Genomic DNA, 14,614 nt, shown 5'->3' on the forward strand with positions numbered 1-14,614 from the left:
AGGAACACATCATGAAGAGAAGAATCCTCGTGGCGGGAGCCGCCGTCGGCATGCTCGCCCTCAGCGCCTGCGGCAGCGGTGGCGGTGGCGACGGCGCGGCCGACACGGAAGGCACCGGCGACATCACGATCTGGTACTCGAACAACGAGGCCGAGATCGCGTGGGGTGAGCAGATGGTGGATGCCTGGAACGCCGACCACCCGGACGAGCAGATCAAGGCCCAGGAGATCCCGGCCGGCGCCTCCAGCGAGGAGTCGATCACCGCCGCCATCACCGCGGGCAACGCACCATGCCTGATCTTCAACACCTCGCCCGCGGCCGTGCCCGGATTCCAGAAGCAGGGCGGCCTGGTCAACCTCTCCGACTTCGAGGACGGCGACGACTACATCATGGAGCGCACCGGCGAGATCGCCGACCAGTATCGCTCCGAGGACGGGGACTTCTACCAGCTGCCGTGGAAGTCGAACCCCGTCATGATCTTCTACAACAAGGACATGTTCACCCAGGCGGGCCTCGACCCCGAGAACCCGCCGCTGGCGACGTACGACGAGTTCCTCGCGACAGCCCGCACGCTCGTCGAGGCCGGCGTGGCGGACTACGCCATCAATCCGTCGCCGACGAGCGAGTTCTTCCAGCCGTGGTTCGACTTCTACCCGCTGTACGCCGCCCAGACAGGCGGCACGCTGCTCGTCGAGGATGGCAAGGCGACCTTCGACAACGAGGACGGGGCCGCCGTCGCGAACTTCTGGCGCACGCTCTACGACGAGCAGCTCTCTGGCAGGGAGCAGTACCAGGGCGACTCCTTCGCGGACGGCATCTCCGCCATGTCGATCGTCGGACCGTGGGCCATCGCCGTCTACGGCGACTCCGTGAACTGGGGAGCCGTACCGGTGCCGACCGAGTCCGGCACTGCCCCCGAGGAGACCCACACCTTCAGCGACGCCAAGAACATCGGGCTCTACACCGCGTGCGAGAACAAGGGCACCGCGTGGGAGGTGCTGAAGTTCGCGACCAGCGAGGAGCAGGACGGCATCTGGCTGGAGGAGACCGGGCAGATGCCGCTTCGGCAGAACCTGACCGAGACCTACCCGGACTACTTCGAGGCCAACCCCGCGTACCAGGTGTTCGGCGACCAGGCGTCGCGCACGGTCGAGGTGCCGAACGTGACCAACTCGATCGAGATCTGGCAGACGTTCCGTGACGGTTACTCCAGGGCCGTCATCTTCGGCGAGGACGAGGTGGACACGTTCCTGACCGACACCGCAGCCGAGATCGACGAGCTCGCGGCGGGGAACTGAGATGACCACCACCAGGCCCGACGCGGCCGGCCGAACGGGGCAAGGCCCCGGCCGGCCGGGCCGCGGGGCTGAATCGGCGGCCGCTCCCGCCTCGCGCCGGCGACGAGGACGCCTCCTAGGTGAGAACCCCCTCGGTGCTCTTCTGTCGGCGCCCTACGTCATCTTCGTCGCGGTTATCTTCGCCTACCCGATCGTCTTCGCGGTATGGATTTCGTTCCACGACTACTTCTTCGCGGCGCCCGGGGCACAGGTCGAGCGACCGTTCGTCGGCTTGGAGAACTACGTCACCGTGCTGCAGGATCCGGCGGTCTGGCAGTCCTTCCGCAACGTCGGCGTCTTCCTCATCATCAACGTTCCGCTCACGGTGATCCTGTCGCTGCTGCTCGCATCGGCGCTCAACAAGGTGGTGCACGCTCGTACGTTCTTCCGGGTCAGTTACTACGTCCCGTTCGTGACCGCATCGGTCGCTGTCGTCGCGGTGTGGCTGTTCCTGTTCTCGAGCGGCGGCCTGGTCAACAACATCCTGGGCCCGCTTGCACCGCAGCCGTCGTGGCTGGTGAACTCCGTGCTCGCAATGCCGACGATCGCGCTCTTCGTCACGTGGAAGGGCCTCGGTTTCTACATTCTGCTCTACCTCTCGGCGTTGCAGAACGTGCAGAACGAGCTCTACGAGTCGGTCTCGATGGACGGCGGTGGCAAGCTCCGTCAGTTCTTCGCCGTGACGGTGCCCGGTGTTCGGCCCGCGACCTTCCTCGTGGTGCTGCTGGCCACCATCACGGGCGCGAACCTGTTCACCGAGCCCTACCTGCTGACCGGCGGCGGCGGTCCCAACGGGGCGTCCACGTCGCCTGTGCTGCTGATGTACCAGAAGGGCATAGAACAGGGGAATCCCGGCATCGCCTCGGCGATCGGGGTCATCCTGATCATCCTGGTGCTGATCATCGCGGCCATCCAGCGCCGCCTCGTCGGGGGTGGGCAATCATGAAGCGTTTCCTCGGCGGGAAGGTAGCCCAGTACGTGGTGCTCAGCCTCGGCGCTCTCGTCTTCCTGTTCCCCTTCTACTACATGGTGATCGGCTCCTTCCAGGCGGTGCTCGATCCGACAGTCGCCGGCGCCTTCCCGAACCCCGCCAATTTGAGCGTCGAGAACTACGTCGCGATCAACGAGCGCATCAACCTGCTGCAGGGGCTGGTGAACTCCGGCATCTTCACGGGCGGAGTCCTGATCGGCACCGTCGTCTTCGGAGTGCTCGCCGGCTACGCGCTCGCCGTTCTGCACTGGAGGGGCCGGGGTACGGTCTTCGCTCTGGCGCTGCTGGTACAGGTTGTGCCGTTCCAGCTGATGATGATTCCGCTCTACGTGATGATCGCGCGCGACTTCGGCCTCGCAGACAGTTACCTCGGAATGATCGTTCCGTTCTTCATCAGCTCGACGGCGGTCGTGATCTTCCGGCAGTACTTTCTGCAGCTGCCGAGGGAGCTCTTCGACGCGGCGCGCATCGACGGCGCCGGCGACCTCCGGCTGCTGTGGAATGTCGCGCTGCCGCTGGTGCGGCCGGCTCTCTTGACGGTGGTGCTGCTGAGCTTCATCGGTCCGTGGAACGAGTTCCTCTGGCCGTTCCTGATCACGAAGGAGCAATCGATGCAGCCGCTGGCGGTATCGCTGGCGAACTTCATCTCGAACGTCGCGGCCTCCACCTCGAACCCGTTCGGCGCCATGATGGCCGGAGCGGTGGTGCTCGCCGTCCCGGCGATCGTGCTGTTCCTGTTCTCGCAGAAGTACTTCCTCTCGAACGATCTGGGTTCCGGGGTGAAGGGCTGACGATGACGGAGCAGACGATTGCGATCCCGTACACGCTGACGCGGATCGGCGTGGTGATGTCACCGGCCGCCGGCGACCCTCTCGAGGCGGAAGGGGTGCTCAACCCCGGATCCGGGCGGGGGCCCGACGGTGAGCTGTACCTGCTGCCCCGCATGGTCGCCGAGGGCAACGTGTCCCGCATCGGCCTCGCCCGCGTGCTCGTGGAAAACGGCGTGCCGGTCGGGGTGGAGCGCCAGGGTGTGGTGCTCGCGCCCGACCGAGGGTGGGAGCGAGGCGTCGGCAACGCGGGCGTCGAGGACCCCCGTATCACCTGGATCGAGCGGCTGGGCCTCCACGTGATGACGTACGTCGCGTACGGGCCGCTCGGCCCGAGGACCGCGATCGCAGTGTCCACTGACCTGCGCGAGTGGCGTCGGCTCGGGCCCGTGCTGTTCCGCTACGACGACGCGCTCGATATGGACCTCAACCTGTTCCACAATAAAGACACCGTCTTCTTCCCTGAGCCTGTGACAGCCCCCGACGGCACGGAATCCCTCGCGGTGCTGCATCGGCCGATGTGGAACCTCGATGAGACCAAGCTCGGCCAGGGCGTGCGCGTCCCCGCCGGGACGGTCGATGAGCGGCAGTCCATCTGGATCAGCTATGTGCCGCTCGCCGATGTGCTCGACGACATCTCGGAGCTGACGCTGTGGGGTCAGCACCGCTTCCTCGCGGGGCCGGCGTATCCATTCGAGCAGCTCAAGATCGGCGGAGGTCCCGCGCCCCTTCGGGTGCCGGAGGGGTGGCTCGTGCTCCATCACGGTGTCACGGGTGAGATCATCAACGCATTCGAGCACCAGCCGAACGTCAACTACGCGGCAGGCGCGCTCCTGCTCGATGCCGACGACCCGAGCCGCGTGATCGCCCGCACGGCAGAGCCGCTGCTCGCGCCCGAAACGGCGGAGGAGCGCGGCGGCATCGTGCCGAACGTCGTATTCCCGACCGCGATCGAGCGCATCGACGACACCCTGTTCGTCTTCTATGGGATGGCCGATTCCCAGATCGGCGTTGCGCGACTCGACCGCGTCGGCGGCTGAGGCAACCGGGGGGCACCATTCCGGAACCACACCCAGCGGCATCCACCCTGAACACCTCTCGTCACACACAACCTCGCCGACGACCGATCCATGCACCACCGATTCGTACGCGAAGGACCACCATGTACACGCACACACGACGAGGCGCGCGTCTCGTCGCCCTGACGACGGCGCTGACGCTGTCGGTCGGGACGGCGATCGCGATGCCTCTCGCGGCGTCGGCCGCACCGCCGGCGACCCACGCCTCATCCGCCGCAGATCTTGCAGCGCCCCTCACCAACCTCTCCCACCTCGACTTCCTGCTCGACGAGGCGACGCCGCCCGCCGACGTGGAGGGACACACGACCTACCGCCTCGCGGAAGAGCCGACACTCGTTCTGCCTTGGACCTACGCCGACGCCCGGGACGGCGGCACCTTCGAGCGCGTCGGCGGCGGGCCCTTCGTTCCGGAAACGGGCTACTGGGTTCAAGGTGCGTACAACGCCGACGACGTCGCCCGTGCGGCGGTGGTCTACCTCAGGCACTGGCGCCTGACCGGATCGGAGTCCAGCCGCACGTCGGCCTACGAGCTGCTCCGCTCGCTGACCTACCTGCAGACGGCCGAGGGGCCGAACGCCGGCAACGTCGTGCTCTGGATGCAGCCCGATGGGACACTCAACCCCTCGCCGGAGATCGTAGAGCTTCCCGACCCATCCGATTCCGGCCCCAGCTACTGGCTCGCACGCACGATCTGGGCGCTCGGCGAGGGCTATGCGGCCTTCCAGGAGGACGATCCCTACTTCGCCGGGTTCCTCGAGGAGCGTTTGGCGCTCTCCGTCGACGCCCTCAACCGTCAGGTGCTCGTCAAGTACGGGCAATGGGCGGAGTCGGACGGCAAGAAGGTGCCGACGTGGCTGATCGTGAACGGCGCGGATGCCTCGGCCGAGGCCGTGCTGGGGCTCGCCGCTCGCGTCAAGGCGCAACCGGCGGACACAACCGCGGCGACGGCGCTTCGGCAGCTGGCCGAGGGGATCGCGGCGATGTCGGACGGCAACGCCCGGCAGTGGCCGTACGGCGCCATCCTGCCGTGGGCCGAGTCCCGGTCGATCTGGCACGCCTGGGGCTCCCAGATGCCGGCGGCGCTCGCCGAGGCATCCATGGCCCTCGCCGACCCGTCGCTCGCCGCCGCTGCCGTCAAGGACTCGGCGGTGTTCACGCCCACGCTCCTGACAGCGGGCGGACCGGACAACGGATGGAACCCGACCCCGACCGATCAGGTGCAGATCGCCTACGGCGTGGACTCGCGGGTGCAGTCCCTGCTCTCGGTCGCCGACGCGACGGGATCCCGCGGATTCGCCGACCTGGCCGCGATGCAGGCGGCGTGGTTCTTCGGCGCCAATCGGGCCGACGTGCAGATGTACGACCCTGCGACGGGTGTGGGCTACGACGGTCTCGAGCCGAACGGCAACGTGAACCGGAACAGCGGTGCGGAGAGCACGATCCACGCGCTCCTCACGATGATCGCGCTCGATGCCCGCCCCGAGCTTGCAGCCCGGGCGGCATCCGTCACGAGCGTCGACGAAATCGCGGGTCTGCGGTCGGTGCAGGCGGAATCCGCCGTCGCCACCGACGGCACGATCTTCACGCCGGAGGAGTCCTGGACAGGGGAGTCGAGCTGGGCGGGCGACGCGCTCACCCTCGGGCGCGGACAGTCCGCGACCTTCGACATCGGCACGGATGACATCCGGCGCTGGGTCGAGCCCGTCGTGTGGTCGGAAGAGGGCGAAGTGGGCGTCTCGACATGGCGCGCGGGTCGGCTGCCGACGGGCGTGCTGGTGGACAGGGGACCCGCGCAGGGCATCTCGCCGACGCCCGGTGTGCTGCTGCCGCGCTCGCTGCAGCTGCCCGTGCTCGGTGACCGCTCGCGGCTGACCGTCGACGTTCTCCGGGGCGAGCTGACCCTTGACGCGCTGCTGGTGCGGCCCGTGCTCTCGCGGCTCGAACTGAGCGGCGACGGCGGGGTCTCGCACCTCGTGCATTCGATCGCGAAGGTTCCGCAGCCCGCGATCGTCGGCGCATCCGGGGTCGCGACGACGGCGTACGTCTACGACTCCACCGGTGCGCTGGTGCACGAGCAGGGGGGTACCGGCGAGTACTCCGTCACGCTGCCCCCGTCGGGGTTCGTGATCGTGCTGGGCTGACCGGGGCTCGCGCCCCGGCCCCGCGAGGGGACGCAACCTGCGCCTTGGGGACTCGAGTTCCCGCGGGTTGCGTCCTTTCGGGCTGGTCTGACCTCGCGAACCTCCCCCGGCGAGGGGACGCAATCTGCGCCTAGGGGACTCGAGTGCCCGCAGGTTGCGTCCTTTCGGGCCGCCCTCACCCCGCGACGCTGTCCGCGCGAGGGGACGCAACCTGCGCCTTGGGGACTCGAGTTCCCGCGGGTTGCGTCCTTTCGGGCCGATCTGACCTCGCGACCCTGGTCCCCTCCGGGAGGTAGGGAGCGGGTGACACCCGTGGATGCCGCGGCACCGCCGTGTCCGTTTTCCGCTAGAGGATGCCTGGAGGGCATGTCAGGCTGGGGTCATGAGCCTCCCCGCCACCCGCCCGTCCATGACGTTCGATGAGCGCTACCGCGTCATCGAATCGCGCGACGTGCGCTTCGACGGGCAATTCGTCACGGCGGTCCGCACGACCGGCATCTACTGCCGCCCGAGCTGTCCGGCCAGAACCCCGAAGCCCGCGAACGTGTCGTTCTTCGCGACTTCGGCGGCCGCGCACGAGGCCGGGTACCGCGCGTGCAAACGCTGCCTCCCCGAGGCCGCGCCCGGGTCACCGCACTGGAACCTCCGGGGCGACGTCACCGCGAGGGCCATGCGCCTGATCGCCGACGGTGTGATCGAGCGAGAGGGGGTTCCGGGTCTCGCGGCCCGCCTCGGCTATTCGCCCCGGCACCTCACCCGCCTGCTCACCGCCGAACTCGGCGCGGGGCCGCTCGCCCTCAGCCGGGCGCACCGCGCGCACACGGCACGCATGCTGCTGGTCGGCACTGACCTGCCGGCCGCCGATGTCGCGTTCTCCGCCGGGTTCTCCAGCATCCGGCAGTTCAACGACACGGTCAGCGAAGTGTTCGGGATGCCGCCGCTGCAGCTGCGCGCCCGCCGCCGCGGCATCCACCCCGCTTCGAGCGCGCCGGGAACGATCGAACTCGCCCTTCCCTATCGGGGACCGCTGGATGCCGCCGGGCTCTTCGCCTGGATGTCTGCTCGCGCCCTCCCCGGCATGGAGGCGGGCGACGCGCGATCGTTCGCGCGCACACTGCGGCTGCCCGGCGGGGCCGCGTCGCTGCGGCTGACTCTCGACGACTCCGGGCGCGTCCGCCTGCAGGCGCGCCTCGCCACCCTCAGCGACCTGCCGATGGCCGTGGCGCGGGCGCGGCGCCTCTTCGATCTGGATGCCGATCCGCTCGCCGTGGACGGCGCGCTGGCCCGCCACGGCGAACTCGCCCCCCTCGTCGAGGCGGTTCCGGGCATCCGCGTTCCGGGCGCCGCCGATCCGCACGAGATGGTCATCCGGGCGATGATCGGCCAGCAGATCTCCGTGGCGGCGGCGCGCACGCACTTGACGCAGCTCGTCGACGCCCTCGGCGAGCGGCTGTCCGCGCCGGACGGCGGCGGCGCCGGCGCTGCGGGTGCTTCCCCGGCGCTCGACCGCCTGTTCCCCACCATGGCCGCGATCGCCGAGCGGGGGCCGGAGGTGCTGCGCGGCCCGGCCGCGCGGGTCCGTGCCATCACCGGCGTCGCGGACGCCCTCGCCACCGGGCGACTGTCGCTGGGAACCGGAGACGACTGGGCCGAGCAGCGCGCGGCGCTCCTCGCCATGCCGGGAATCGGGCCCTGGACGGCCGACTATGTGCGCATGCGCGTGACCGGCGATCCGGATGTCTTCCTGCCGGGCGACATCGCGGTGCGCACCGGAGCAGCCCGCGTCGGGCTGCCGGCGGATGCCGCATCCCTGACCGCGTGGTCCACCCGCGTCGCGCCCTGGCGCAGCTACCTCACCGCGCACCTGTGGCGCGCACTCGCATCCATCCCCTCCAAGGAGCTCTCATGACCACCGGCCTGATCCAGACGATCGACACCCCTGACGGCGCCTTCACGATCGTCGCCGACTCGGACGGGCGCGTACTCGCCTCCGGGTGGACCGATGACCGGGACCGCGCACTTGCCCGCATCCACGGCTCGCTGCGCCCCCAGTCGCTGGCGCCCGCGTCGCTGACCGCCGCCGACGCGGCCGCGTCGTACTACGCCGGCGATGTCACCGGCATCGACGAGGTGGCGGTGCGGCAGGTCGGCACCGAGATGCAGCTCACCGGCTGGCAGGCGCTGCGGCGCATCGATCCGGGGGAGCCGCTGAGCTACACCGCCTTCGCCGCCGCCCTGGGTTCCCCACGGGCGGTGCGGGCCGCGGCATCCATCTGTGCGCGCAACGCGCCCGCGCTGTTCGTTCCCTGCCACCGGGTGCTGCGCGGCGACGGCTCGCTCGGCGGTTTCGCGTGGGGCGTCGAGGTCAAGCGGTCGCTCCTGGACCGCGAGGCGAGGGTCGCGTAGGGACGCGGCGCCCCCGCCGGCCGGCTAGGCGGAAGGTCGCGCCAGGGGCCCGCCGTCCAGGCCCTCCAGCAGCTCGCGCAGCGAGTCGAAGACGCTGATCGCGCCGGCGTCGGTCAGCTCCTCCGGCGAGAAGCCACCGGTGCGGACGGCGATCGTCGGAACGTCGAGCTTCTTCGCGGCGATCACGTCCCACGTGGAGTCTCCGATCATCACGCCGGAGGCGCCGGCGACTTTCTGGAGCGCCGTCTGCACCAGATCCGGTTCCGGTTTGCTGGCTTCGACGTCGTCCGACGTGGTCCACGCGTCGGCGACCTCTCCGCCCCCGATGAGGTCGAGGAAGTGCTCGACGTGCTGCTTCTTCCCCGAACTCGCCAGCACCAGGCGGAAGCCGCGGCGCTTCACTTCGACGAGCAGATCCCGCGCGCCGTCGAAGGGCCGGACCTCGTCGATCATCGCGTCGAACTCCTCTTCCCACGCGTCGCGCAGCTCCTCTCCGTGCCGCTCCTCGGCGTTCTGTCCGGCGATCTCCGGCACGAGCTGATCGCCCCCCATGCCGATGGCCCGATGGATCCGCCAGATCGGGGGCGTCATGTCGAAGCGCCGGAATGCTCGGTACCACGCCAGGGCGTGCTGGTAGTTGGTGTCGACGAGCGTACCGTCGACGTCGAAGATCGCGGTGTCGGCCATGGGGTCGTTCTCCGTCCTCGGCTGAGCTGAATCGACGAGCTGTCGACGAGAGCGTCGCAGGCCGGCCGGTTCGGCGCACGTGGGTGGCGGCGGAGGGCGCCCATGCGGTAAGGGGCGGCTGCGCGTGCGGCCTTTCGGCGGGTTTCCCTATGCCGAGCGAGCGAGCATCGCCCCCACCTTTTCGAGGACCGACTCGTCTCCGGCGTAGATCCCCTCCTGGCGCGGCCAGTGGGCGACCACATCCGTGAAGCCCAGCGACGCGGCCCGGCCGACGGCATCCTCGTACGCATCGAAGCTCGAGAGCGAGTAGTCGGACTCGATGTCGAGCGAGACGACCCTGGCGATGTCGTCGGCACGCCCGGACGCCGCGTACTCGTCGTCGAAGCGCCGTGCGAGCACGGCGAGCTCCGACCACCACTGCGCACGGTCGTCCTCGCTGCCGCCGGTCGTCACCCACCCGTCCCCCTTGTGCGCGGCGTACCGGATGGTCTTCGGCCCGTTTCCGGCGATCAGAAGCGGAACGCGGGGCCGGTGGGCCGGCGCGCCCACCATGCGCGCGTGCTCGGCGGTGTACCAGTCCCCGTCGAAAGAGATGCCGCCGGATCCGGGCTCCTCGAACCGAAGGAGGACATCCAAGGCATCGACGAACTCGACGAAACGCGCATGGCGCTCTCGAGGCGTCAGCTCCGGCTGGCCGAGGACATGAGCGTCGAACCCGGTGCCCCCTGACCCGACCCCCACGAGCAGGCGGCCGCTCGCGATGTCGTCCAGGGTCGCCAGTTCCTTGGCGAAGGGAACCGGATGACGGAAGTTGGGACTCGCGACGAACAGGCCGAGGCCGATGCGCTCCGTCACCGTCGCCGCCGCCGTGAGCGACGGAATCGTGGCATGCCACCGCTGGTCGGCGAGGCTCCGCCACGACAGGTGGTCGTATGACCACGCGTGGTCGAACCCGTACTCCTCCGCCTTGCGCCAGCGCCGCGCCGCCGCCGGCCAGTCCTCTTGGGGCAGGATGACGATTCCGTGTCTCACACCCACACGCTACGCCGACCGCCGGCCGCCACCTTCATGAACCATCCCGAGAACGCGACCGGGCGAAATGTTCGGCTTGCATTCAGCGGCCTCTCAGGAATACGCTGGAGGGCTGTCGCGCCGCCCGGCGCTCCCACCCAGCCCAAGGAGGATGCCATGCACTCGATCGCCGTCGCTCTCACGCCGGTCGCGTTCGTCCTCCGCGGGGCACCCGGGGTCCTCGGCCACCGAGGCTGAGTCGCTCGGCCTGATCGGCTGACGAAGGCGGCATACAGCCGCCGCCCCCTGCGTTCCACCGGAAGACGCACCTCCGGTCGCTGTCGCCTGCGCGCGCCCGCCTCCCTCTTGAAACGTCCCATTCGGCATCCACCACAAGACGTCACCCCACAAGGATCATGACCACCACCGCCGCACCACCTCCATCGTCCGCCCCACCCACGCCCGCCAAGCAGCGGCTTTCGACGGCGCAGGCTCTCGCCCGCCTGCTGCCGTTCATCAAGCCCGTCATGCCGCGTCTCATCATGGGATTCGTCAGCGCGCTCCTCGCCGCACTGGTGGCGCTGCTCATGCCGCTGGTGCTCGGAGCCGTCGTCGCCGGACCGGTCGCGTCCGGTGAGTGGGGCGCCATCGCGTGGGGCGCGGTCGCGATCCTCGCGATCGGCCTCGCAGAGGCGGGCCTCGTCTGGGTGCGTCGCTGGTTCGTCCTGGGCCCCGCCACGAAGGTGGAGTACGACCTGCGCACCCAGTTCTACGCGCGCCTGCAGAACCTGCCGGTCGCCTTCCACGACCGGTGGCAGTCCGGGCAGCTGCTCAGCCGCATGATGCAGGACATCAGCATGATCCGCCGCTGGCTCGCGTTCGGCCTCGTGCTCCTGGTCGTCAACCTGATCACGATCGTCGTGGGCACCGTCATCCTGTTCCGCTGGCACTGGCTGCTCGCCGTGATCTTCATCGTCACGGCGCTGCCGCTCTGGGTGCAGGGCTACCTGTTCGAGAAGCGGTACGGGGCGCTCACGCGGCAGAGCCAGGACCAGGCAGGCGACCTCGCGACGGCCGTGGAGGAGAGCGTGCACGGCATCCGAGTGCTGAAGGCCTTCGGACGCGGCAAGCACGCGCTGCGCAACTTCGCGCGCCGCGCCGAGCACCTGCGCGAGACCGAGCTCGACAAGGCGCGCGCGATCGGCGTGGTCTGGTTCTGGCTCGTGCTGATGCCGGACGTCGCCTTCGCGCTGTGCCTCGCATCGGGCATCTGGCTGATATCGGTCGGCACCATCACGGTCCCCGAGCTCTTCGCGTTCTTCGCGATGGCGACGGTGCTGCGCTGGCCGATCGAGTCGATCGGATTCCTGTTCTCGTTCCTGCTCGACGCGCGAACGGCCACCGACCGCATCTTCGAGGTGTTCGACGAGACGAACACCATCACGGACCCCGAGAACCCCCGCACGATCGCCCATGCCCGCGGCGAGCTCGTGTTCGAGGACGTGCACTTCCGGTACCAGGACGCCGGACCCAGCGAACGTGATCTGCTCGACGGCATCGATCTGGTGGTGCGACCGGGCGAGACGATGGCGCTGGTCGGTCTCACGGGTTGCGGAAAGACCACGCTGACGACCCTGCCCACGCGGCTGTACGACGTGACGGGCGGCCGGGTGCTGCTCGATGGTGTGGACGTGCGGGACCTGAAGCTCTCCGAGCTCCGCCGGCACATCGCGATGGCGTTCGAGGATGCGACGCTCTTCTCCTCGACCGTGCGACAGAACGTGCTGCTCGGACGCGCGGATCTCGACATCCGCAGCCCGGAGGCCGAGCTCGTGCTGCGCGAGGCGCTGGACATCGCGCAGGCGGGCTTCGTCGACGATCTGCCGGATGGCGCCGAGACGATGATCGGCGAGGAGGGCATGAGCCTCTCCGGTGGTCAGCGTCAGCGTCTCGCGCTCGCGCGGGCCGTGGCGGCGAAGCCGTCGGTGCTCGTTCTGGATGACCCTCTGTCGGCCCTGGATGTCGACACGGAGGCCCTCGTAGAGGAGGCGCTGCGCCGCATCCTGGCCGACACGACCGCGCTGGTCGTCGCGCACCGCCCCTCGACGGTGGCTCTCGCCGACCGCGTCGCCCTGATGGAGGACGGCCGCATCACCGCGGTCGGAACCCACTCCGAGCTGCTCCGCAGCAGCGACCACTACCGACACGTGATCTCGAGCCTCGAGGTCGAGGATGCCCGCATGCGGGACAGGGAGGTGAACCTGTGAGCGCCACAGTCACCGGTACCGGCGGCGAAGACCGCTCGGACTACACGCGCGATGAGAGCAGGTCCATCCGCGCCAGATCGCTGCGGCTGCTCGGCACGCTCGTGCACCCCCTGCGCTGGCAGGTGGTGCTCGCGGCGGTCGTGCTCGTGGTCTCGACGGCCCTCCGGGTCGCCGGCCCCGCCCTGATCGCCTACGGCATCGACCAGGCGCTGCCTGCCGTGCTCGATGAGAACGACTGGATGCCGACGATCCTCGTCGTCGTGGTGTACCTGGTCGCCGCCATCGGCGGCGCCGTCCTCATCGGCTGGTACGTCGTCGTGGCGGCGCGTCTCACCCAGGCCGTCATGATCGACCTGCGCAAGCGGATCTTCCTGCACACGCAGAGGCTCAGCCTCGAGTTCCACGAGTCGTACACGTCGGGCCGCATCATCTCGCGCCAGACGAGCGACCTCGACTCGATCCGCGAGCTGCTCGACGGCGGGCTCAACGAACTGGTGTCGGGTGTGCTCTACGGCACGTTCACGCTCATCGCGCTGATGCTGCTGGACTGGCAGTCCGGCGTCATCCTCGCCGTCGCGGGTCTCCCGCTCTACCTGCTGATGCGCTGGTTCTACACCCGCTCTCAGGTCGTGTACCGCGAGTCGCGCGTCATCAGTGCGAAGGTGATCGTGCAGTTCGTCGAGACGATGACCGGCATCCGCGCCGTGAAGGCGTTCCGCAAGGAACCCCGCAACGACGAGGAGTTCGGTCGCGTGGCCGGCGACTACCGCGACGTCAACATGCGCTCGATCAAGCTCTACGGAACGTTCGAGCCGGGCCTGATGGCGGTGTCGGCGCTGTCGCTGGCCGCGGTGGTGCTGTGGGGCGGCATCCGCGTGTCGACGGGTGCGATCGAGGTCGGCATCCTGCTCGCCGCCGTGCTGTACGTGCGCAACTTCTTCTCGCCGCTGCAGGAGGTGGCGTTCTTCTTGAACTCCTACCAGTCCGCGACGGCGGCGCTGGAGAAGGTGTCCGGCGTGCTCGAGGAGCAGCCGACCGTGCCCGATCCGACCGAACCCGTGGACCTCTGGGAGGCCAAGGGCGCCGTGCGGTTCGAGGACGTGACGTTCGGCTACGGGCGGAACCGCGTCGTGCTGCCGGACTTCTCGCTCGACATCCCCGCCGGGCAGACCGTGGCGCTCGTGGGAACGACGGGGGCGGGCAAGTCGACGCTGGCCAAGCTCATCTCGCGGTTCTACGACCCGACCCGCGGTCGGGTCACCCTGGACGGCATCGATCTGCGGCAGCTGCACCCGAAGGACCTGCGCAGGGCGATCGTCATGGTCACCCAGGAGGCCTACCTGTTCAGCGGCACGGTGGCCGACAACATCGCGCTCGGAAAGCCCGACGCGTCGATGGACGAGATCCGCGCCGCCGCCCGCGCGGTCGGGGCCGACGGGTTCATCGAGGCGCTGCCGGATGGCTACGGCACCGACGTCAACAAGCGAGGCGGTCGAGTCTCGGCGGGTCAGCGTCAGCTGATCTCGTTCGCGCGCGCCTTCCTCGCCGACCCCGCGGTGCTGATCCTCGACGAGGCGACGGCGTCGCTCGACATCCCGTCGGAGCGTCTCATCCAGGACGCCCTGCAGACGCTGCTGGCCGACCGCACGGCGATCATCATCGCGCACCGGCTCTCGACGGTCTCGATCGCGGACCGCGTGCTCGTGATGGAGCACGGCCGCATCATCGAGGACGACCGCCCGGAGGAGCTGATCGGCGGCTCGGGCAAGTTCGCGCAGCTCCACGCCGCGTGGCGGGAGTCGCTGGTCTAGCCGGCGGGTTCCCGTGCACGAACTTCGGAGAATGTCGCCGAGCTCGGACGATCAGTC

11 protein-coding genes are annotated in these 14,614 nt (G+C 69.3%); 9 read left to right on the top strand and 2 right to left on the bottom strand.

All coding sequences use genetic code 11. The annotated features are described in order from the left end of the window. Positions 1–11 precede the first annotated feature (11 nt). The 7 genes from ACLQ2Q_RS00420 to ACLQ2Q_RS00450 all read left to right on the top strand — a co-directional run bounded on the left by ACLQ2Q_RS00420 (position 12) and on the right by ACLQ2Q_RS00450 (position 8,781). Entirely contained in the window at positions 12–1,298 is a 1,287-nt protein-coding gene (locus tag ACLQ2Q_RS00420; protein WP_425816819.1) for an extracellular solute-binding protein, read from the top strand. Between the two features lies 1 nt (position 1,299). Continuing rightward, positions 1,300–2,283, top strand: a complete 984-nt coding sequence (locus tag ACLQ2Q_RS00425; protein ID WP_425816821.1) for a carbohydrate ABC transporter permease — start codon at positions 1,300–1,302, stop codon at positions 2,281–2,283. Further along, positions 2,280–3,119, top strand: coding sequence for a carbohydrate ABC transporter permease (locus tag ACLQ2Q_RS00430; protein ID WP_425816823.1), 840 nt, complete (start codon positions 2,280–2,282; stop codon positions 3,117–3,119). Before ACLQ2Q_RS00425 ends, ACLQ2Q_RS00430 begins: the two co-directional genes overlap by 4 nt. A gap of 2 nt (positions 3,120–3,121) precedes the next feature. Beyond that, entirely contained in the window at positions 3,122–4,195 is a 1,074-nt protein-coding gene (locus ACLQ2Q_RS00435; RefSeq protein ID WP_425816825.1) for a glycoside hydrolase family 130 protein, read from the top strand. Positions 4,196–4,317: 122 nt separating this feature from the next. Further along, positions 4,318–6,375, top strand: a complete 2,058-nt coding sequence (locus tag ACLQ2Q_RS00440; protein WP_425816827.1) for a hypothetical protein — start codon at positions 4,318–4,320, stop codon at positions 6,373–6,375. Positions 6,376–6,757: 382 nt separating this feature from the next. Then, a complete protein-coding gene (locus ACLQ2Q_RS00445; RefSeq protein ID WP_425816829.1) occupies positions 6,758–8,284 on the top strand; it encodes a DNA-3-methyladenine glycosylase 2 family protein in 1,527 nt (508 codons plus the stop codon). After that, positions 8,281–8,781, top strand: a complete 501-nt coding sequence (locus tag ACLQ2Q_RS00450; RefSeq protein ID WP_425816831.1) for a methylated-DNA--[protein]-cysteine S-methyltransferase — start codon at positions 8,281–8,283, stop codon at positions 8,779–8,781. The genes ACLQ2Q_RS00445 and ACLQ2Q_RS00450 overlap by 4 nt, the downstream gene beginning before the upstream one ends. Before the next feature lie 24 nt (positions 8,782–8,805). Here ACLQ2Q_RS00450 and ACLQ2Q_RS00455 read toward each other — a convergent pair whose 3' ends face one another. Together ACLQ2Q_RS00455 and ACLQ2Q_RS00460 are read right to left on the bottom strand one after the other, a co-directional pair. Next, entirely contained in the window at positions 8,806–9,468 is a 663-nt protein-coding gene (locus ACLQ2Q_RS00455) for an HAD family hydrolase (RefSeq protein ID WP_425816833.1), read from the bottom strand. Between the two features lie 147 nt (positions 9,469–9,615). Continuing rightward, on the bottom strand, positions 9,616–10,500 hold the full coding sequence (locus ACLQ2Q_RS00460) for an LLM class flavin-dependent oxidoreductase (protein WP_425816835.1): 885 nt from the start codon (positions 10,498–10,500) through the stop codon (positions 9,616–9,618). Positions 10,501–10,895: 395 nt separating this feature from the next. Here ACLQ2Q_RS00460 and ACLQ2Q_RS00465 point away from each other — a divergent pair, with 395 nt between their 5' ends. Together ACLQ2Q_RS00465 and ACLQ2Q_RS00470 are read left to right on the top strand one after the other, a co-directional pair. Beyond that, positions 10,896–12,746 carry an ABC transporter ATP-binding protein gene (locus ACLQ2Q_RS00465; RefSeq protein ID WP_425816837.1) on the top strand — a complete coding sequence of 617 codons (1,851 nt, stop codon included), beginning with the start codon at positions 10,896–10,898 and terminating at the stop codon, positions 12,744–12,746. Then, on the top strand, positions 12,743–14,557 hold the full coding sequence (locus tag ACLQ2Q_RS00470) for an ABC transporter ATP-binding protein (RefSeq protein WP_425816839.1): 1,815 nt from the start codon (positions 12,743–12,745) through the stop codon (positions 14,555–14,557). The genes ACLQ2Q_RS00465 and ACLQ2Q_RS00470 overlap by 4 nt, the downstream gene beginning before the upstream one ends. The last annotated feature ends 57 nt before the right edge of the window (positions 14,558–14,614 follow it).

This window comes from Microbacterium sp. DT81.1, from assembly GCF_049844955.1.
Classification (GTDB): domain Bacteria; phylum Actinomycetota; class Actinomycetes; order Actinomycetales; family Microbacteriaceae; genus Microbacterium.